We start from the raw sequence: 22632 nt of genomic DNA, 5'->3' as shown, positions 1-22632 counted from the left end.
TTTATGTTGTAATAATCCTAATTAATTTATATCTTTATCATACAAACTTAAAAAATTAATATGATGAAAAAACTGAATTTACAACGTAGTTGCTATCTTTTTGCACTTATGTTTTCTTTTGTTGCATTCACTTTAAATGCACAAACCAAAACGGCTTCCGTTGAAGGAATTGATGAATATAGACTTGATAACGGATTAAAAGTACTCTTATTTCAAGATAAATCGTCACAAACTATCACCGTTAACATTACTTATAGAGTTGGTTCTAGACATGAAGGTTACGGTGAAAAAGGAATGGCACATTTATTAGAACATTTGGTATTTAAGGGCACACCTAATCACCCAAATATTCCAGAAGAATTAACATCACATGGTGCAAGGCCAAACGGTACAACTTGGTACGATAGAACTAATTATTTTGAAACATTTAATGCTACAGATGAAAATTTAGATTGGGCTTTAGATCTAGAATCAGATAGAATGGTTAATTCTTATATAGCAAAAAAAGACTTAGAATCTGAGTTTTCTGTAGTAAGAAACGAATTTGAATCAGGAGAAAATTCTCCTTCAAATGTTTTAATGGATGGTGTAATTAGCACGGCATATTTATGGCATAATTACGGTAATACCACAATCGGAAATAAATCGGATATAGAACGAGTACCTATCGAAAATTTAAAAGCATTTTACAAAAAATATTACAGACCAGATAACGCGGTTTTAATGGTTACTGGTAAATTTGATTCAGAAAAAACGTTAGCACTTATCAATAAAAAGTTTGGTGCAATTAAAAATCCAACAACACCTTTGGTGGATGTGCCAACTATTGAGCCAGAGCAAGACGGCGAAAAGCGCGTTAGTGTAAGTAGAGTAGGTGATTTACAAATAGTTTCAGCAATGTATCATACGCCTGCAGGTTCTGCTTTAGACTATGCGGCTGTTTCTATTGCAGAAAATATTTTAACAGACGAACCTTCTGGTAGATTATATAAAGAATTGGTTGAAGGCAAAAAAGCTTCAAGTTTATGGTCATTTTCTCCGTTTACAAAAGAACCAGGATTTTTATACATCAATGTAGATGTACCTTCTACGAAATCTTTGGATGAGGCTGAAAATACGTTGTTATTTAGTTTAGACAACTTTTCTTCAAAACCAATTACAGCGGAAGAACTAGAAAGAGCAAAAGGAAATCTACTAAAAGACATAGATCAAATTAATAGAAATTCTGCTTATTTAGGAACCTATATGAGCGAGTTTATTGGTGCTGGCGATTGGAGATTATCATATATAACAAGAGACCGAATTGAAGCAACAACTTTAGAGCAGGTAAATGCTGCTATTAAAAAATACTTTATCAAATCGAACAGAACAGTTGGTAAGTTTATACCAACAACCAACCCTGTAAGAATCGGAATTCCGCACACAGAAAATTTAAACGAATTAGTAACCAACTATAAAGGAAAAAAATCCTTAGGAGAAGGCGAGGCTTTTGATGTTTCTTTTGATAGTATTTCTAAAAGACTAGATCTTGGAACACTTGCAGGAACCAACATAAAATATGGTTTTATCAAAAAGAATAATAGAGGTAACACGGTTACGTTAAACTTTACATTTAGAAACGGAAATGTAACGCAATTGTCTAATTTAGGTCTAAGTGATAGTTATACAGCAAGAATGCTAAATAAAGGAACTACTACAAAAACCAGACAAAATATAGAAGATGAATTAAGTGCGCTAAAATCTACTATAAACTTTAGAGGCGGCAACGGCAGAACATCCGTAGATGTTAGCTCTACCGAAGAAAATTTAATGGCAACCTTAGCGTTAATGACAGATATGCTTAAAAACCCGTCATTTAACAAAGAAGAATTTGATAAATTAAAAGCAGAAGAATTAGCAAATTTAGAAAGCAGTAAAAATGATCCTCAGTATTTAGTTTTAAATAAAATTAGAAGAATTAATCAAAAGCATCAAAAAGGACATCCTTTGTATTTGGAGTCTTTAGAAGAAAACGCTGCATCTATAGAAACACTAACCATTAATGACCTTAAAAAATACCATCAGGATTTTTATGGTATTTCTAATAGCGCTAATTTAATTGTTATAGGAGATTTAGATGAATCAAAATTAGAGCAATTTTTTCAAAACGAATTCAAAAACTTTAAATCTACGAAACCTTTTACAGAAATTCCAAATGCCTTTTTTGTAAATAAAGGAACCAATGAATCTATAAATACACCAGACAAAAAAAATGCATTTACTTTCGGAATTTTAACAGCTAAAACGAGCCAAGACAGCCAAGATTTTGCAGCTTTACAAATAGCAGGATCTATTTTTGGAGGTGGTTTTTTGAGCTCTAGAGTTGCAAATCGTTTGCGTCAAAAAGATGGTGTAAGTTATGGAGTTGGCGGAAGAGTAACGGTAGATAATAATAAAGATAATGAAAATTCTATGATTATGGTCTACGCAATTTATGCACCACAAAATGCAGCCAAAGTTCAATTAGGATTTAAAGAAGAAATAGCACTTTTTATGAAAGACGGTATTACACAAGATGAATTAGATACAGCTATTAAAGGATGGGTGCAAGCAGAAAATGTTTCTAGAGCTAAAGATGACGAATTGTTAAATGTTATTAATGATAATATTTTTTATAACAGAGATTTAAATTTTCAGAAAAATATAGAAAATAACGTTAAAAAACTTACCGTTGAAGATGTGAATAAAGTAATTAAAAAATACTTTAAAACAATTGATAATTGGAGTTTTATAAATGGTGGAGATTTTAAAAACGACATAAATACCAAAGAAATAAAAAAAATAGATTAAGTTTTTTTACACATAAATTTTAAAAGGAGAAGTTTTAACTTCTCCTTTTTTTAGCTAAAAATTTAACAGAAATAATAATCAATAAAAAATAAAATATGCCAATTATTAAAGCCGTAAACGGTAAACACCCACAAATACCAGAAGATTGCTATGTTGCAGAAAATGCTACAATTGTTGGTGAAGTTTCTTTAGGCAAAGAATGCAGTATTTGGTTTAACGCCGTTCTTAGAGGAGATGTTCATTATATTAAAATAGGCAATAAAGTAAACATTCAAGATGGCGCAGTTATTCACGCAACCTATCTAAAATCGCCCACAACCATTGGTAATAATGTTTCTATTGGTCATAATGCAATTGTACATGGTTGCACAATTCAAGACAATGTTTTAGTTGGTATGGGTTCTATTATTATGGATGATTGCGTAATAGAATCAAATTCTATTATTGCAGCTGGCGCAGTTGTAACAAAAAACACAAGAGTAGAAAGTGGTAGCATTTATGCAGGCGTGCCAGCTAAAAAAGTGAAAGATATTTCAGAAGAATTAATTTCTGGAGAAATTGATAGAATTGCCAATAATTACGTAAAATATTCCAGTTGGTTTAAAGAGTAAATTTTGGGCGTTACACAAGGTCGCGATTTCACTACTCGCTCTTTTTGAAAAAATAAAAAAGAGTTTAAACAATTAGCCTGGCTTGATAGTAGTCGAAAGGATCAATCGCTAACGCAAAATTTAGAAAACATCAAAAACCCGATTTCAATTAAGAAGTCGGGTTTTATTTAAAGTTAATCAACCAAACTAATTATTAACTTTTTTAGCGTCTTTCATTTTTGCTTTTTTCAGCCTGTTTTTTTCTCATCATCATTCTTCGTTCATTTCCTTTTCTTTCTTTTTTCATCTGCTCAAACTTCTCAAATTGTTCTTTATTTAAGATGTTTTTCATGCTGTTTTTAAAAGCAATTTGATTGTCTAATTGTGCACTTCTCATTGCATAAATTTCATCTGCAGTAGGTTTTTTATTTTCCTTTCTGCTCTGCATAGCTGCTTTTTTTTCTGCCGCTTGCGCATTCATTAACGGTTTAATTTGGTCTTGTTGTTTATTCGTTAAATCTAGACCAAGAGTCATTTTTTTAACAGCTAAATCGGTATGTTGTTCAACAGATAATCTTGGACTTTTTTCATTTTCTCTTTCTTTTTTTTGTGCTTGAACGGCTACAGTAAAAGCGAATACTAAAGCTAAAATGCTTGCTAATTTTTTCATGATATAAAATATTTAATTGTTTTTATGTGCACCTCTTTGACCTACAAAAAGTAAAAAGGTTTAATTTAGTGTTCTGATTAACATATTTTTAACTTTAAAAATTAAACAATAAAAAACTCGAATTCAATTTAGAACTCGAGTTTTTAAATAAATGAAGCTATTAATTTTATTTTTTATTAATTGTCTTTCTTCTTTTTAGAATCCATTTCTTTTTTCTTTTTTATCGCTTCTTTTAGTAAATGGTATTTTATTAATTGAGCTTTATCTAAAATACTGGCCATTTTAACATTCATAGCAGTTTTTTTAGCTTTTTTAATTTTTTTTAATTTTTTTTGGGCTTCTTTTGATGGTTTTTTTCCAGATTTATTCTGCTCTTTTTTCTTGTCATCCATCATTTTTTTATCAATAATTTGAGCTTCTAATAAAGGTCTAATCTCATTTTGTTGAGCAATTGTAAGGTTCAAATCTGTTGTCATTTTTGACAATATTTTTTCTGCTTTTTTTTGAGCTTTCGTGGTTAAAGTAAAAGCGAATATTAAAACTAATAGAGTTACCAATTTTCTCATAATATATACATTGTTTTTTTTTTAATTGTTGATCTTAGATAGATAGAAAATGAAAAGGTTTAAATTTGCAATAAAATTTTTACAATTTATGAAAATAAAAGGATTCATTTTATTATTTTTCTTTATTACACTTTATTCAAATGCACAAGAAACCGTAGAAGTAGATTTAAGCAATCCACATGCAACCATTTATACACACTTTTATTTTTTACAGAACGATTCTTATGAGCCCAAAAAGGCTGCAGCCACAATTTTAGGTTTATCAGAAAAAAAAGCTATAGAAAAAGTCTTAAAAATTAAAAAGGTTTTAGATGGTAAAGGCCTATCGATAGATTTTAATAAAATACCCACGAATCCTAATTATAAAGATTCAATTGGGTATACTACTTTTAATAAGTACATATTATTTCCTGAGAGAATGCCAAATATTTATGTTGAAAAAACGGAGGGTAGTTGGTATTTTTCTGCTGAAACAGTTGCACGTATTGATCAAATTTATAAAGATGTTTTTCCGTGGTATGTAGATCAATTACAAGAAGTTATTCCGGTTTCTGGTCACAAAAAAATACTTGGTATAGAACTTTGGCAAGCTATAGGTTTACTGTTATTATTAGTTGCTGTTTTGGTTATTTTTCTTCTGATAAAGAAAATAGCTTTTTTTATTTTAAGAAAAATACAACACCAAATTACGCATAGAACTTCTGATCTAGAGCTAGATAAGGTGCTTAAAAAATTAGCACATCCAATTAGTTTATTAATTTCTTTATCATTTATAAATAAGTTTTTTCCATCATTACAATTCCCTTTAGCTATAAATACATGGGTTTTTCTAGGGTTAAATATTGCTGGAACTGTTTTTTGGATTTACGTAATGTTAAAGTTGGTAAAAGTTGTAATGCGTATTTATGCAGAATTTACAGAAAGAACAGATAATAGATTAGACGATCAATTAGTGCCTATCCTAAATAATTTTTTAAAAGGATTGGTACTTGTTTTTGGGTTATTTAAAGTTCTAAGATTGTTTGGTGTAGACACAACAACATTACTAGCAGGAGCAACTATTGGTGGCTTGGCTTTTGCTTTAGCATCTCAAGACACTGTTAAAAACTTAATTGGTACCATTATGATCTTCTTAGACAAACCTTTTCATATTGATGATTGGATTGAAGCTGGCGAAGTTGTAGGTACTGTAGAGCAAGTAGGTTTTAGATCTACCATAGTGCGTGCTGCAGATACTTCTATATATCAAATACCAAATAGTAAATTATCAGAAATTGTTATTAATAACAAAGGTTTGCGTTTGTATAGAAGGTATCAAACAAATTTAGGAGTTCGCTATGACACACCTCCAGAATTAATTCAAGCCTTTGTAACTGGTGTTAGAGAAATTATAATTTTACACCCAGATACAAGATCGGAACCTGATTCTTACAACGTAGAATTTGCTGGTTTTGGCGATTCTGCTTTATTAATTTTAGTGAATGTATATTTTAAAAGCTTAGCCTGGGGAAATGAGCAATCATCTAAACATAGATTGCACATGGCTATCATTAAGTTAGCAAAAGGTTTAGGAGTAGAATTTGCTTTTCCATCAACTACTGTTACAATTGAGCAATTTCCTGAGAAAAAATCACTAGATTTAAAGTATAATACGAATCAGGAAAGAATTGATGCTGTAATCTTAAAATCTGTCGAAGATTTTAAAGCAGAAAATCCTGTAGAAGATATAATTGAAAACCTATGAAACGTTTCTTAAAATACTTGTTCCGCTTTCTACTATTGTTGGTTATCGCCTTTGTAGTTTTCTTTTTTTGGGCATCTTCATCAACTTTAGATGAAGGTGAATATGCAAATATACTAGAAACAGATAGTATGGAAACACCTGCAAAGGATTCCGTTTTTAGCATTGTAACCTATAATATTGGCTATTTAAGCGGAATGACAAATAACCTTCCTGTAGCAAAATCTAAACAATTGTTTATTGACAATATGGCTATCGTCTTAGCGGAAACTAAAAAGATAAACCCAGATATTATTGCGTTTCAAGAAATTGATTATAGCGCTTCTAGAAGTTATTTTATAAATCAGCAAGAAGAAATTGCAAAATTAGGATATGGCTACAGAGCTCAAACTATTAATTGGGATGAGCGTTATTTACCTTTTCCTTATTGGCCAATAAGTATGCAATTTGGTAAAGTTGTATCTGGCCAATCTATTATTAGTAAATATCCTTTAAAAGAGCACCAAAGAATTGTTTTATCAAGAGTTGCAGATGAACCTTATTACAGAAATGTTTTTTATTTAGAACGTTTAGCACAAGTAGTAAAAGTTGTTTTAAATACTAAAGAAGTTGTGCTGATAAATGCCCACTTAGAGGCTTTTGATATACCTACACGAGAGCAGCAATTAGCAGAAGTTTTAAAAATATTTAATCAATATAAAGATGCCTATCCTACTATTTTATTAGGCGATTTTAATTCTAGTGCAATAGATCAAACTGCAGTTATTCAAAAAGTGTTTATGAATAATGAAATTGGAAATGCAGCTTTTGATCTTCAAAATTTAGAAAAAACATTCGATTCTAAAGATCCTTACGAAAGAATAGATTATATATTCTACACAAAAAATTCTATTGAATATGTATCTGGAAAAGTGTTAAATGAATTCGGACAAGCTTCAGATCATTTACCTGTTTTTATGGAGTTTAAGTTAAAGTGAGATTGAGGTTTTTTTATCTCGATTGATATGGCGAGTTTTAATACTGAAATAAATTCAGCAGAAGTTTATTATATCAGACACTAACAGATTTAGCGTTTTTTAGATTTAGAAACAAACCAAATTACTTTGAAAAAATATGATTTCAAGATTTATGAATAGCTTCGTGCTTCCTTAAAAATTTCATCAACAGCTTTTGCATAATTCTTAGCATTACTTGCTTTTTTAATCTTTTTAAAGGTTTTCTGCGGATTATCAAAACTCTGAGAAAAGTATTCCCAAAAGCCTAGCATTTTCATTTTTATGGGTGTTGGTCCAGAAAGAGCAGCATCATATTCTTGAAAAATACGATCGTGAAATTCGCTAAAAACATCAAACCTATTTTTAGGATATTCTGTTGTATCCGCTTTAATCATGCCAGGTAAAAAAGGATCTGCAATTAAACCTCTACCAATCATCCAATGATCTATAGAAGGAAAACGGTTTTTAAGTTTTTTGTAAGCAGCAACAGACGTAATATCGCCGTTATAATACATTTTATGCTTACTATTATCCAAACACTTTTGAAAAGCTTCTAAATTTGTTCCGCCTTTGTACAATTGTTTTCCTATTCTTGCGTGAATGGCAATATTTTTTAAAGGATAGGTGTCTAAAATAGGTAAAACGTCTAAAATTTCTTCTGGAGTATCATATCCCATTCTCATTTTCATAGAAACGATGATGTCTGATTCGTTATGAACTTTGTGAAGAATACTATTTATTTTTTCAAAATCGCTAATTAATCCAGAACCCATTCCTTGTTTAGTAACCATTGGATAAGGGCAACCTAAATTCCAGTTTAATTCTTTATACCCTAATTCCTGTACATATTTGGTAACGAATAAAAACTCATCAGCATCATTGGTCATGATTTGCGGAATCACCGTTAGCGTGGTATTGTTTTCTGGAAGAATATCTCTTTGATACGAGTTTTTAATAACAAGTTTTCCGTTTAGTCTAATGTAGGGTGCGTAAAAAGTGTCAATTCCACCAAAGAAATGATTAAAAGCATTTCTAAACTTATGGTCTGTAAAACCTTGCAAAGGAGAGGATAAAAGTGTCTGATTCATGAAAAATAAAGTTATGCAAATATAACATACTTTTTAAATCATTTTAGAAACTAATAAGTGTTAATAAAGAGAAATACCTTGTAGTATTTTTTTTGGTTGATAAAGGCAGTGTTATCTTTTTTTTGCAGTGAATCCTTAGGTTTTATAATCGTCTACTGCATCAACTTGATGTTTTGTGTCTTGTTAAATTAAGTTTTAAAACATTATATTATTTTTTAAATCGATTGTATTTCTTTAAAGTTTTAATCAATAAATCGTGTGGCAAAGCATACACTTTGTTTCCATTAATTCCTTCCATAGTTTCTGCTGCAACCATTGCATTAATAATTGCTTCTTCAACGACCTGCACAGTTGCTTCAAAAACAGGCATTAGTAAATCGTTGGCCATCGAATCTACGGATGTTTTATTATCTCTATTAAAAGCATTTTCATTTGCTGTAGAGAATGCTATAAAAATATCGCCAGAACCGTTACTTCCTCGCCCACCAACAATACCTATTCCTAAAGGAATTCTTTGAGAAATTCTTTTTAATTGATGTGGTAAAAGAGGTACATCTGTTGCTATTACTACTATTATAGAACCATCACCTTCTTGTCTTCTAGATTTTGGCGGCGCATTATATATAGAATTTAAGGTGTCTTTTAATTCAATACCAACAGGAACACCAGCTATCGATAAATTTCTTTTAGCTCCAAAATTAGATTGCACAATTGCCCCAACCGTATAGCTAGAATCTTTTATTTTAAAAACTCTTGATGCCGTACCTGTGCCTCCTTTAAAACCTAAACACATCATTCCTGTTCCTCCGCCAACATTTCCTTCGGCAATCTTTCCGCCCGTTGAATTTCTTATAGCTTCTAAAACATTTTCTTCTTTAACATGAAAGCCATAAATATCATTAAGAAAACCATCATAAGTTTCGGCAACAACCGGGTAGGTATACCACCAATCTTCGCCACTATACCAATCTGTATCTACATACCATTTTAAAACGGCGTCTCTAACAACGCCTACACTATTTGTATTGGTTATCATAATTGGTGTTTCTAAAAAACCCGATTCTGTAACCCAAGTTGTGCCTGTCATTTCTCCATTTCCATTTAGGCTGTACCAATTTGCATAAACCGGACTGAATTTTTTGGCTTTTCCTCTTGGAAATATTGCGGTAACGCCAGTTCTTACAGGGCCTTTGCCAAGGCTGTTTTTACCAATTCCAGAAATCATAGTGCTATAACCCACTTCAACACCTGTAACATCTGTAATTGCATTAAATTTTCCTGTTGTGCCAATAAACGGAATACCTAAATCTCTTGCTCTTGGTTTTTGTCCGTAATAATGGAAACTAATAAGGAATGCTATAAAAACGAAGCCTACTTTTTTCATATTGGTTGATTTTTAGTTTGGTTAAATTTTATTGATTTAACAAATTTCTATAAAAGTATAGTGTCTCAAAATTTTGTTAATCATATATTTACGAAGTTAGTGCTTTTTTAAGATATTCTAAAACCAAGTTATTGTTCATAAAAAACCTTACAGATTTGCAAGGTTTTTTTACAAATAGAAATGTCTTTAAGTTCTTGTAAATTAATTGTTTTAATACGTTTAGTTTTTAAAGAACAAAGTTACCAAAAGGGTTAGTTTAGATGTAAATACATGTACAGGCTAAATAACAAGACCATAACACTAAAAACAAGTATGCTAATAATGTATACTAGGCTACTTTTAAAAAAAGAAAGTAAAACTCTATCGCCATAAAAACGACGATGTGCTGGAAAAAAGTAATAAAACATATAAAAGTAACCTGCGGTTGATAAACCAAAATGAAACCAACCCAAAACGGAGTACACTTTCATTAATGGCTCTAATTTGTTTATAAAAAAGAGCATTAATATCATTAAAAGCAAAAAAGAAAAGTAGTGAAGCGTAAAGATTCCGTGGTCAAAATAGTACCATTTCTTTTTGTTATGAAATAGCCATAAAATAAAAGCGAAAATAGGCATGTAAATAAATAAAACCTTTGGTAAATTGAGGTTAAAAGCAGTTGAAAAATCTTTAAAGATTTCCTCTTCGGTTTGTTCTTCTTCAATTTTAAGCAATTTTTTAATAAATTGATATTTTGTTGAGTTTGCTGTGATATTTTTAGAACCTTTTTTTCGTAAAGAATCCATTTCGGCTATGTTTTCTAAGCCTAAGTTTAAAATTCTTTTAGAATTAATCTCATTCGTTCCGTCTAGAATTTTTTTAAGAGTATCATTTTTACCTTGAGAAATTAGGCCTATTTTAGTAAGACCATCTATACTTTTTTCTTTAAAGTGAATTGAATCTATAGGGGTTATTTTCGCTTTTGTTATTTCTTTTTCTATTCCATTTTCTTTTGGGATATCTGCAACTACGTTGGTTTCTATAGAAAAAACGGATACGATAAGAAAGGTTATAAAACTGATAAAAACATAAAGCTGAATAGGGTTTAAATATTGTAATCGCTTTCCTGACAGGTACGCTTTAGATAAAGCTGCTGGTTTAAACATCAAATTATAGATGGTTTTCCAAAAGGCATTATCGTAATGGGTTAGATCCAAAAAAAAACGAGTAAATAAGTGATGAAAACTTCTTCGGGTTTCAATGTTTTCTTGACCACAATTTTCGCAATAGCGATGTGGAACCAAATGATCGCAATTAAGACATGTCTTTTCTAATCGAATTGGTTTTTTTGACATCAGTAATAGTTCCTTTGAAAATTATGCCGTAAAAATATTCATTTTTAGCTTACAAAAACGATTAATTTTTTAGCTAAGTATTAATGCCGTTGCCGTATTTTTATATCGTAATATCTGCGTTTAATAAAGATTGATTTTATATCACACTAAAAAAAACAACCTTAATTGTTGATGAAATAGAGTTTAGACATATAAGTAACTAGCTAGTAATCTAAAATAAAACTAGTGTTAATTTGAGAGTTTTCTTTTCTGAAAAGTAGGAAGGGTTTGTTCATGTACTCTTTTACATAACAAAACTTTAAAAATTATAAGGTTTTATTTTAGTTCTTTTAAAATTTCTTTTTTTTCAGATTCAGAGTAAAATTCAGAATTATTAAGGCTTTTAATTAATTTTTTTAATGTAGTTTTTGTGTCTAAATTTAGTTCTTCTTGAGCCCAGATAATATTTAGAAATCCTTCAGAAAAATTCGGATATTCATTTAAAAGTATTTCCCATACCACAATAGCTTTTTCAAATTGTTTGTCATTAAAAAATTCCCAACCTTTACCATTTAATATCCCAATTGATGCACGAAGTTCTTGCCCATAATGATTTTTAATATTTTGTGAAGCTATCGTTAATTGATTAACATCTTTATTACGTATGCTAAAGAAGTTGTTTACTTGGTTGCTCCAATATTCAAAAACGTCATAAAGAGCAGTAGGCGCTATTAATCCGGGCGTAGAATTGTGATGTGCTTCTTGGAAAAGCACTCCTTTAGCATCTATTAATTTATTGTTTATAAATTTTAACGATTTTTCCATTAACTTAAATTCATCAGGAAAGTCATTCCCAATTCCATACCGATAATATTTTGTAAATTTTCCATTATAAGAATTCACAGCAATTATAGAATCAGAAAGGTTTATGTTCTTTTGAGTCGTAAAAAAAGGACTCAGTGAAATAACTGCATTTAAATCTTTTAATCTTTTTTCAAATAAATAGGTAGTTAAATAACCATATCTAGAATGTCCAATAAACATTCTAAATTTACTTGCTTTGTACTTCTCTTCAATCAGAGGTATTAGCTCATTAAATATAAACAATTCATTTTCTTCTGCTTGCCCATCAAAACTGGTGGCTTTGTGTAAGGTTTCTCTAGTCCTTTTCATGGTATCGGACTTTACACTCACAATTATTGTAGAAGGTATTTGATCGTTAATAGTTAAGTAATCGATAGTGTTTATGATAAACTCATGGCTTCTTGTATTTTGTTTATCAAAAATTATAGTTAATGGATAGGTTTTATCAATATCTTTTTGCCAATGTTTAGGAACTATAATAGAGATGTCTTTAGTATAACCTAAATGCGAAGAAAAAATAGTTGTATCAATTAACTTCTTATAGCTTTCATAGTTTTGTGATAAAATACTTTCTGTAAAAATTAAAAATAAGATAATGAAGGTGAGTTTTTTCATTTTAGTTTAAAGTTTTTAAGCTTGATGAGCAGGTTTTGCAGCTTTAATTACTTACTAAAGTAATTAAATAAAAATTAAATTATAAGCGTCTAAAATTTTTTTGGAAGTATGCAAAAAGAGAACAATCAATTTTACTGCTAAGTCGACTTTTAAATAAGGTAAAAAAATAACTACAATTAACTGAATACCATTTTGTTATAATACCAATAATCATCTCGATTTATCAAGCAATTTTCTATTATAATAAGGCTCAAGTTTGGGCTTTTTTATAAAAAGATTTAAGGTGCTATGATTGTGTTTTATATATAAAAAGAGGCTGCTTTTTATAAACAAAGTCTAGATGTTTAAATCTACTAAACCTATTGCACACAAATAGTTTTATATAAAAAGAATATGTTGTTCTTGGTCGTCATTTTAACTTCGAATTTTAGCTAATTCAGTTTCTAATTCTGATTTTGTGTTCTGTTCGACTGTTGATAAAGTTCCTTTTAATAAATTACTTTTTTCATAAGGATCATTCACTAAATGGTACATTTCTTCTGCTCCAACCGAATTAACAATAAGTTTATATTCTCCATTACTTATAGTCCAATTATCAGTTGCACCGTCAACTAATTCAGTATATTGATACTCTCTTATAGTTGTAGATTGTGTAAATAACGTTTTAAAACTTTTGCTATCGTAAATCTCTTTTGCAGAACTACCAGCAATTTCGGCTATTGTGGCAAATAAATCTGTGCTATTTATTAGGTTATCATCTGTACCCGAACGAGAAACAGAATTTCCAGAAATAAACATAGGAACGTTAACACCGCCTTGGTATAAAGTGTTTTTTACTGTTGCGCTTGAAAAAGTACTTTGTGCAACCTGATTTGGTGTGCCATTATCGCCAATAAAAATTAGTATGGTGTTATTTCTTTCATCTTCTGGAATACTATCCAATAATCTTCCAATTTGATAATCCATTGCTTCAATGGCTGCCATATAATAAGGAATTGGGTCTAGACCGTTGCTATAAGTAGGTAAATTACCTTGATTGTGCATGTTACTTGGTGGAACATGAAAAGGTGTGTGAGGTGCATTATAAGCCAACCATAAAAACCAAGGTTTAGATTGTTGTTGTATCCAATTTATTGATAAGTCTGTAAAAACTTCTGTAATGTATTCTTTGGTTTGACTTGAAGCACCATTTTCGTTAAGTTGCCATTGATAATAATCTTCTACGGCACCACGTATAAAACCCGCGTAATAATCAATTCCAAATGTTTCTGGGTTTACGGTTGTATTATTGCCAGATAAATGCCATTTACCAACAAGTGCAGATGCGTAAGTATTGTTGGTTTGAGTGCTAATATATTTTTGTAGCGTAGTTTCTGAAGTAGATAATTGGTCTCCCACACTTTTTACTCCAGTTCTATAGCCATATTTTCCAGTAATTAGAGAAGCTCTAGTAGGTGTGCACGTAGGATTTGTCCAAAAATTAGTAAATGAAATTCCATTATTTCTAATAGCATCAATATTTGGTGTTAAAGGTTTTATAGTACCTTCAGAATATCCATTAAGAGCATCTTTACCTAAATCATCTGCAATTATAAAAAGAATATTAGGCGTTTTAACGTTTGGTACTTCTATTATTGGTTCTGTACTAGCAGTTTGATTAGAACAGGATACTAAAACAAAAGAGCACAAAAAGATTGTTATATATAAGTTTAATTTCATAAGTAATATCTTTAATTTTATTGAGGTGTTCCTTTATAAGATCCAATATTATATGGAAAATCAAACGTCCAGTGATAATGATAAATATCTAACATTTTACCATCCCAAAGTACAGGATGTTTATGACCATGCGATGCATCTAAATCTGATGACCAAAGTACAATGCCGTCTTCACCTTCTGGACCATAAATGCCAAAACCGTCTAACATATATCCCATAAGTGCACCGTGACCGGATTGATGTACTTGAATATGATCTTGTAACTCTTTAGAAGGATAATGATAATGATAGGTATTTGTACCATCGGAATGCCCACCAAATTTATCTAAAATTTCATGAGCGGCTGCATCATTACCTAGTGTTGATGCGCCATGATAAATAACACTACCTGTTAAAGAAATACCAGATGCACCAAAGTTAACACAAGTTGGCTGTGAGGCTTCTACCGGAATTGCAGGAAACGTAAATGTAATTGGTCGTGCTAATATTGCATTAGGATTTCGGTCATATTTATAAACTGCACTATTTGGATTTATTGGAAAAACACCTGTTGGATGATTTGGTAAAGCATTACCAGTGATGATACGATTTCCATTACCATCAAGCGAAATATTTAATTCACTTATCCATGTTACATTTCCTTCCACTTGTGGTTTTTTGGTATAATCCCAAGTTCCATCAGCGTTTGTCCAATCGCTTGCATTATTTGCACCTGCGCCGTTAGAAGGAAGTCCGCATAACCATAAAGAAAGAAAATCAGGCAAAGGATCGCCTTGGTTTCTTATCAAGATTTGTGTTTCTCCTACACCACCAAAAGGCAAACTAGTGAGGTCAACGGTTACAGGTAAAGTTTCTTTTTCTATTTCTACAGAATCGTCAGATTTGTTGCAGCTTGTGAGTGTGAAGAAAGTTACAAACAAGCAAATACTTTTTATTTTTAAATAATTTTTGGAAGTCATAATTTATCTAATTTTGTATTTGGACTTTCTTTTTTCCAAATAGTTTAATTTTAAAGCGATTTTTTTGGAATCGCAAGAATTGTACTAGCAGATGAGCCCCCAATTGCTAGAGTCTTTAGGTAAGCAGTTACTTAGTTAACTCTTAATTTAATTAAAAATGCAAATATCTTTTCAAACAAAATAAGCCTTTTTTGGTATTTGCAGAATCTTAGCACAAAATAATTAGGTCATTTTTTCTTACTTGTATGTAATAACCAACTACAAATAAAACCTCATCAATCAAGTTGAGGTTCTTTAAATTATAAAAGTTAGTATCACGCTATATTTTAACTTAATATGGTGTAATTTTAGATAGAATTTAAAAGAGATATTACAACTAAGTGCACCTACTTTTATTTTAAGATACTATGTTCCTCCATATCTTTATTTAGTAAAAGTAAGAGTGTGATTTTTACAAATAATGAACATAAAAAAACCTCATCAATTAAGATGAGGTTTTTTTATATAGTAAAATAAGATTTCTAATTACTTAGGATCTAAAGCCGCATCAATTCTAGCTACAACATCCTCTAAATGATAACGAGAAGTAGTATCCGAAGTTCTAGAAGCTGCAGATTTTACATCTCTCATTAATCTATTTAATTCTCCTCTTGCAAAAGATTTAATATCCGACTGACCAACGTTTACAGAAGCAGCACCATAACGACCCGTTTGGTCTGGCGCTTTGTTTAATAAATACTCTAAACGCTCAATGTGCGCTTTTTGTAGATTTCTTCTGTAGGTATCAATATTTTTTCTAGTATACAGTTCAGACCAAACGCCTTTTCTTAATTCAGCAAACATAGAAACCAAAGTATAAGCTTTAGCGCCATTTAAAGTTTCGTTTTCTATCATTCTTGCCATTCTATCTGTACTTAAAACACCATTTAAAGTTCTTACTTGCAATGATCTTATATCTTCTATAGCGCCACTAGATTGTACTTTAGAAAACAAATCTTTATCTAACATCCAAGTTGGTGTTACAAATAATTGATCAATTACAAACTGTAAAGACTCTTTTTGACGCTCTTTATCTACATGTGTGTAAACAGCTCCTTCTTGATCTGTTGTTTTGTAGTTTTCATATATACCACCAACATTAGAAGAAACATGCCCCATATATCTAGCAAACTGAGTTGTAATTTGACCATACATTGTTGCCAAATCCTCATAAGTTTCTCCTTTTTCTGATGTCCATTTTTCTAAATTTGGTAAAATTCTTTGTAGGTTTTTAATTCCATACATAGAGGCCTTTACAGCATCATCACCTAAATCTTCTGTTTGCGAACTTGGGTCTATAACAGTACCCTGTTGACGGCCAAAACGATATATTGGGTCACCAGCTTTTTCTAAAATCCAAGCATCTAACGTTTCTTTTTCTTCTTTTGCATCTTTATCTAAAATAGGTCTATATCCCCAAGAAATGGCATATTTATCGTACACACCAATGTTTGGCATTAATGCAACACCTTTATCTTCTGGTTGTGCAACATAATTAAAACGAGCATAATCCATAATAGAAGGTGCTGTTCCGTATTTTTTAGTAAAACTTGCAGAACGTAAAGAGTCTACAGGTACTGCAGAAGAACTACCCATGTTATGAGGCAATCCTAAGGTATGACCAAGCTCATGAGAAGATACAAACTTGATTAATTCTCCCATTGTTTCTGTTTTAAAATTGTTTCCTCTTGCATCTGGATTAATTGCTGCTGTTTGAATAAAAAACCAATTATGCAATAAAGACATTACATTATGATACCAGTTAATATCCGATTCTAAGATTTCTCCAGAACGAGGATCACTAACATGAGGTCCGTTTGCGTTAGGAATAGGAGATGCTAAATAACGAATTACAGAATAGCGAATATCTTCTGGACTATAATCTGGATCTTCTTCTTTAGTAGGTGCTCTTTTAGCTATAATTGCGTTTTTAAATCCTGCCGCTTCAAAAGCAACTTGCCAATCATTTACACCCTGTATAATATAAGGAACCCATTCTTCTGGGGTTGCTCTATCTACATAGTAAACAATTTGTTTTTTAGGTTCTACCAATTCACCCGCTTTAAATTTGGCGATGTCTTCCTCTTTTATTTCTAATCGATATCTATCTAAATATGCAACGGTTTTACTTTTTTGGGCTTCTAAACCATAATCTGTTTGTCTGCTTGTAAACCAACCAACTCTTTCATCAAAATAACGACGCTTCATGGGTACTTTAGGTAATAAAACCATAGAGTTACTCATCTCTAAAGTAATTGAACCTAAATCGCTATTAGACGGCGCTTTGTTTGCAAAATATGTTTTTACGTGTCTAAATTCTATGTTTTTAGGATAGCTACTCATTCTATCTATATAAGAACGATCGGTATCCATTCTTGTAACTTGGTATGCTTTTCTATAATATTCAGGAAAACCAAAAGGTTTAACATCTGTAGCAAATAAAGCAGTTGCATCAATTACTGTTGCAGTAGAATCTTTACTAAATGCTTTTATAGGAAACGAAAATAAAATAGGTTCTAAGTTAGAATTTACAACAGCTTCATGAACTGGTAAAAGTGTGTCGGCAACAACATTATGAGAAACAATACGTACTAAAATTTGTTTATTTTTCTTTTCCCAACGTAAAACTTGTTCGTTTGTTTTACCACCGCCAAAGCCAATTCCGCTCGCAGTTTTAGCAATTCTAGTTACCATTAGCATTTCTCTTTTTAAAAGAGAATCTGGAATTTCAAATAAGTACGTTTCTTCATTCTGATGAACTTTAAACAAACCTTCATCTGTTTTAAATTCTTTTGTAACTACTTTATCATAAGGCAGAATATCACCTTTTTTAGGTTTATCATCTGGCTTGGTAGTTTTTTTAGTTTCTGGCTTTTTCTTTTTCCAAAATTGGGCATTGGCTTCTGCAGAAAAGCCAAAAACGAAAGCAACTAAAAATAGCTGCAAAAGTATTTTTTTTGAAGTCATAAATTGTTTGATTTGAATTTCTTCGAAATTACATAATCCATAAAATAAGAACTCTTAAATTTTTGTTAAAGAGAATGTGACGTTAGTGTTAAAAAAAATGGGGAAATAAATAGAAAACCTATTAATGTTTAATTTTAATATGTTTTTTTAGCGGATATTCTTAGATTGCCAATTCCTTTTTTATATATCAACTTTATGTTAACGTAAATCTAAATATGTTGGCTGATAAGCAGAAACTGAAAACATTTTTTATTTAAATATTAAAAGGAATCAAAAAAAAATCTCAGATTAAATTTTAATCTGAGATCTAATAACGTGAAAGAAGTTAAACTTTAGTTTTTTAAGTTATTGTTGTTTCTATATCCATTTTTATCTATATACCAATCTACCTTTGTTGTTCCGCCCGATGTAGCCCAGTTAGAAAAGAAATTATAACCATCTGTAATGATAACTTTTTCTTTTGGCGCTTTATAGACTCCTGCAATATTAATAGCCCATGGCAAACCTGTTGGTGTTTTAAAATCACCATCGCTATCTTTAATTGTTGGAGATGTACCTATAGTAGTTGTTTTTGGATAATAGGTTGTTGGTTTCTTTGGTAAATGTATTTCTTTAAGCCTGTCTTTGTTTACAATTAAAAAAGGGTTAAAAGGGGCGGTGCCTAGAGCAGTAGTAGCTATAGGATTGGCAAATACAATCGATATGGTATTGCGGATGCCCACATTTATATGTGCATTATCAAAAAAGATAATTACTGCGTTTGGTTGCAACTGTTCGGTACCATTTGCATTGTTAGTAATGATGTTTTCTGTTAAATTTGATCCCGAAACACTAGAAATTGCAGACGGTAAAACACCTTGCAGTTCAACACCAAAACCATTTGTATAACTTCCGCCTACAGATTCAACCATATAATTATAGTCTACTTGTTTTACTTTATTTTGTGCATTTAAAATAGTTTGTATGTTGTAGCTAACTACTAAATCATTAAAGTCATAGTCACCTGTATACGGCCATTGATCTTCAAATGCAATCGTGGCATTTGTTACTGCCGTTGGATAAAATAATTTATTAATTACACCCACACAATTGCCAGCTTTTGTTTCTGTAATTACAATATTGTCGATAAAGTTTCCAACACTTCCGCCACCTACCGCTTCAAAAATAAAGTATGTATCCTGTTGTTCTGCAGGTACGGTATAAGTTCCAGAATAGTGTACCCAAGCAGTTTTACCAGTTCTCATTGTAGCTTCTGTCGTTGCAGTTGCTAAGTTTTCTCCAATTCTTACCACGGCATTATCTGTACCAGATCTACCACGATGCCAAACAGACCAGCTTATTTCTGCACCGGGACTTGTACAAATACGTTGATACAATGCAGAGCTTTGGTTTGCGTTTAGTTCTGCAAAATAAGTTCCATTTTGAGCAGGTACTCCTTGAAACCCAGATTTCCATAACTCAATTTTGCTGTCAGTTGCTGTTGTAGACCAACCATCAACATTTTTCTCGTCTGTTATAATATAACTGTTGGGTAGTGCAGGTCCTTTTTCAAAACCACCGTTTAAAAAGAAGTTATCGGTACATTCAGAACACCCGTTAGCATTTACTTTATAGGTTAACGACTTACTATCAGTCTTATTTGCAAACTTAAAATCAATTTTATTATCTAAAATGGTTATAATTTCAAAAGAATATTCAAGTCCGTCTTTTCTTGATAAATATACTTTATCGTAAACGCTAGATAGGCTAAGTACTTGACCAATTTCGCCTTCGAAAGGTTTACCAGAATACAGTAAATTAGTAAGCGCTTCCGAAATATTTTCAGCTTCTGTAGTAGCGTTTTCTGCGTAGGCATAAACTTCATACTTTACATGAGGAGTAGTATCATTAATAGTTAATGTTACTTTTCTTTCGGTTTCAAAATTAAAATTATTGGGGATTGTTAAACTTTCTAGCGCTTTTATACCATCAACTGTAGTTTCTCCTGTTTCACTTTGCTGTAAATCACTTTCATTTGGTACGCAAGAACTAAAAATTAGTAAGAAAGTTAACACAGAAAATAAGTTAAAAGTTTTCATTTTGTAGGGATTAATATATTAATTAAACTCATTCAAAGGTATTCAATTAAATATTCTTGTTTAAATAAATTTAGACTATCATAGTTTTTCTGATAATAATTAGCGGGCAAGTGTCGATGAATGGTTCATAGAACCTTTTTGCTGTTACTGCTATTTATCTCACCGCCTTAAAAAAAATCATTACTATACTTTTTTAGTTAAAAATTACAGACTTTTTTTATTTTTGAGATTGATCTTTTGAAGCAAAAAAAAGCTGAACTTTAATTTTTTAGTTTATCCTTATTTCAATGTCCTGTCTTGTCTTCATGCCAGTCTACTTTAGATTTACCGCCTGAGGAAGCCCAATTAGAAAAAAAGTTATAACCTTCTGTAATTGTAATTTTTTCTTTAGGTGCTTTGTAGTTTCCAGCTACATTTATAGCCCATGGTAAACCTGTAGTTGTTTTAAAATCGCCATCACTATCTTTAACTGTTGGAGACGTTACAATATTGGTTGTAGTAGGAAAATAGGTAGTAGGTTTTGTTGGCAAATGTATTTCTTTTAGTCTATTTCTGTTTATTATTAAAAAAGGATTAAAAGGGGCGGTGCCTAATGAAGCAGTAGTTATAGGGTTTGTAAATATAATAGAAATCGTATTGCTTAAACCTTCATTAATATGACCGTTATCAAAGAACACGATAACTGCGTTTGGTTGCGATTGCTCTGTTCCATTTGCATTATTCGTTATAATTCCTTCGGTTAAATTTGCTCCACTAACACTTGCAACTGCAGATGGTAATACACCCTCTAGTTCTATCCCAAATCCGTTTCTATAACTTCCTCCAATAGATTCTACTGTGTAATTATAGTCTATTTGTGTTACTTTATTTTGTGCATTTAAGGTAGTTACAATGTTATAGTTCATTACTAAATCATTAAAGTCATAGTCACCGGTGTATGGCCATTGGTCTTCAAATGCTATGTTTGCCTTTGTAAATTCTGTTGGATAAAACATTTTACTCGTTATACTAGCACAAGTGCCAGCAACTGTTTCTGCAATCACAACATTATCAATAAAGTTACCATCACTTTTGTCATTGTTATGAGAGCTTACAGCCTCAAATATAAAATAAGTATCTACTTGCCCAGCAGGTACAGTGTATGTTCCAGTGTATTTTATCCATGCCGTATTGTTAGTTGTCATTGTAGCCTCAGTAGTTGCTGTTGTCAAATATTGCCCAATTTTTACTACAGATACGTCTGTGCCTTGACCGCCACGATGCCAAACAGACCAGGTTATTTCCGCACCAGGGCTTGTACAGATACGTTGATATACTGCGGTATTTTTCTTAGCATTTAATGCTGTAAAATATAATCCGTTTTGAGAGGATACTCCATTATTACCAGATTTCCATAACTCAATTTTATTATTAGAAGCCGTAGTAGACCAACCATCAACATCTTGTTCTTTAGGGTTAATAGGCTTGTTATTTGGTAGTTCTGGTCCGTTTTCGAAACTACCATTTAGAAAAAAGTTAGTAGTGCATTCAGTACATCCGGTATTGTTAGTTTTAGAAGTACCTGTGGATTTATTTGCTGATTTATTTGCGAACTTGAAATCAATTTGATTATTTAAAACAGTTAAAATTTGAGAGGTATATTCAAGTCCGTCTTTTCTTAAAAGATAAACCTTGCCATAAACACTAGACAAACTAAATACTTGACTAAGCTCGCCATTAAATAATTTACCAGCGAACAATAAATTATTGAGTGCTTCCGATATATTTTCAGTTTCAGTACCAACATTGTCTGAGTATGCAAAAATTTCATAGCTTACATAAGGAGTAGTATCATTAATAGTTAATGTTACTGCTCTTTCAGTTTCAAAATTAAAGCTACTTGGAATTGACAAACTTTCTAAAACTTTTATAGCATCTACTGGAGTTTCTGCCGTTTCTTGTGGTTGTAAGTCCCCTTCGTTTGGCACACAAGAAGTAAAAATTACTAAAAAAATTAAGATGAAGTGTAATTTGGGAGCTTTCATAATTAAGGGGTTTAGGGTTATATGAAAAATTATATTGCGAGATAAAAGTATAAATATAAGTATTTTTTTTTCATATTATTACGATTAATGTGGTCTTAGTTATATCTAACGGCAAATATTTGTCGACCAATGGCATTAATGATCCTAATTTGACGCTAAATGGGTGTTTAGTAAAGTAATTAGCAAAAAAA

General features: G+C 31.1%; 15 protein-coding genes. 4 read left to right on the top strand and 11 right to left on the bottom strand.

Translation table 11 applies throughout. The annotated features are described in order from the left end of the window. The first annotated feature begins 63 nt into the window (after positions 1–63). Positions 64–2829 carry a M16 family metallopeptidase gene (locus tag BTO16_RS09695; RefSeq protein ID WP_170064436.1) on the top strand — a complete coding sequence of 922 codons (2766 nt, stop codon included), beginning with the start codon at positions 64–66 and terminating at the stop codon, positions 2827–2829. A gap of 95 nt (positions 2830–2924) precedes the next feature. After that, positions 2925–3440 carry a gamma carbonic anhydrase family protein gene (locus BTO16_RS09690; protein ID WP_105021374.1) on the top strand — a complete coding sequence of 172 codons (516 nt, stop codon included), beginning with the start codon at positions 2925–2927 and terminating at the stop codon, positions 3438–3440. Between the two features lie 202 nt (positions 3441–3642). On the opposite strand, the gene BTO16_RS09685 is transcribed toward BTO16_RS09690, so the two are convergent. Together BTO16_RS09685 and BTO16_RS09680 are read right to left on the bottom strand one after the other, a co-directional pair. After that, complete coding sequence (locus tag BTO16_RS09685) at positions 3643–4089, bottom strand: hypothetical protein (RefSeq protein ID WP_105021373.1); 447 nt, start codon at positions 4087–4089, stop codon at positions 3643–3645. Between the two features lie 176 nt (positions 4090–4265). Then, positions 4266–4655 carry a hypothetical protein gene (locus BTO16_RS09680; RefSeq protein WP_105021372.1) on the bottom strand — a complete coding sequence of 130 codons (390 nt, stop codon included), beginning with the start codon at positions 4653–4655 and terminating at the stop codon, positions 4266–4268. A gap of 88 nt (positions 4656–4743) precedes the next feature. Between BTO16_RS09680 and BTO16_RS09675 the strand changes: the two genes are divergently transcribed. Beyond that, positions 4744–6399, top strand: coding sequence for a mechanosensitive ion channel family protein (locus BTO16_RS09675; RefSeq protein WP_211298220.1), 1656 nt, complete (start codon positions 4744–4746; stop codon positions 6397–6399). After that, entirely contained in the window at positions 6396–7373 is a 978-nt protein-coding gene (locus BTO16_RS09670) for an endonuclease/exonuclease/phosphatase family protein (protein WP_105021370.1), read from the top strand. The genes BTO16_RS09675 and BTO16_RS09670 overlap by 4 nt, the downstream gene beginning before the upstream one ends. 149 nt (positions 7374–7522) lie before the next feature. On the opposite strand, the gene BTO16_RS09665 is transcribed toward BTO16_RS09670, so the two are convergent. From BTO16_RS09665 to BTO16_RS09625, 9 genes are all read right to left on the bottom strand, one after another. After that, positions 7523–8479: a tRNA dihydrouridine synthase gene (locus BTO16_RS09665; protein ID WP_105021369.1), complete on the bottom strand. Its 957-nt coding sequence runs from the start codon at positions 8477–8479 to the stop codon at positions 7523–7525. A gap of 208 nt (positions 8480–8687) precedes the next feature. Continuing rightward, complete coding sequence (locus BTO16_RS09660; RefSeq protein WP_105021368.1) at positions 8688–9863, bottom strand: DmpA family aminopeptidase; 1176 nt, start codon at positions 9861–9863, stop codon at positions 8688–8690. 251 nt (positions 9864–10114) lie between these two features. Then, complete coding sequence (locus tag BTO16_RS09655) at positions 10115–11197, bottom strand: DUF3667 domain-containing protein (RefSeq protein WP_105021367.1); 1083 nt, start codon at positions 11195–11197, stop codon at positions 10115–10117. A gap of 315 nt (positions 11198–11512) precedes the next feature. Beyond that, positions 11513–12655 carry an alpha/beta hydrolase-fold protein gene (locus BTO16_RS09650; RefSeq protein WP_105021366.1) on the bottom strand — a complete coding sequence of 381 codons (1143 nt, stop codon included), beginning with the start codon at positions 12653–12655 and terminating at the stop codon, positions 11513–11515. 414 nt (positions 12656–13069) lie between these two features. After that, positions 13070–14374 carry a sulfatase-like hydrolase/transferase gene (locus BTO16_RS09645; protein ID WP_105021365.1) on the bottom strand — a complete coding sequence of 435 codons (1305 nt, stop codon included), beginning with the start codon at positions 14372–14374 and terminating at the stop codon, positions 13070–13072. Between the two features lie 17 nt (positions 14375–14391). Next, entirely contained in the window at positions 14392–15333 is a 942-nt protein-coding gene (locus BTO16_RS09640; protein ID WP_105021364.1) for a YHYH protein, read from the bottom strand. 525 nt (positions 15334–15858) lie between these two features. Then, the gene (locus tag BTO16_RS09635; RefSeq protein ID WP_105021363.1) at positions 15859–18339 is read right to left on the bottom strand and encodes a zinc-dependent metalloprotease; all 2481 of its coding nucleotides are present in this window, start codon (positions 18337–18339) and stop codon (positions 15859–15861) included. A gap of 332 nt (positions 18340–18671) precedes the next feature. Next, positions 18672–20417, bottom strand: a complete 1746-nt coding sequence (locus BTO16_RS09630; protein ID WP_105021362.1) for an LruC domain-containing protein — start codon at positions 20415–20417, stop codon at positions 18672–18674. A gap of 284 nt (positions 20418–20701) precedes the next feature. Then, positions 20702–22441: an LruC domain-containing protein gene (locus BTO16_RS09625; RefSeq protein ID WP_105021361.1), complete on the bottom strand. Its 1740-nt coding sequence runs from the start codon at positions 22439–22441 to the stop codon at positions 20702–20704. Positions 22442–22632: the final 191 nt, after the last annotated feature.

Origin of the sequence: Polaribacter glomeratus, assembly GCF_002954665.1 — a bacterium.
GTDB classification, from domain to species: Bacteria; Bacteroidota; Bacteroidia; order Flavobacteriales; family Flavobacteriaceae; genus Polaribacter; species Polaribacter glomeratus.
This window is presented reverse-complemented; position numbering and strand designations above follow the sequence as displayed.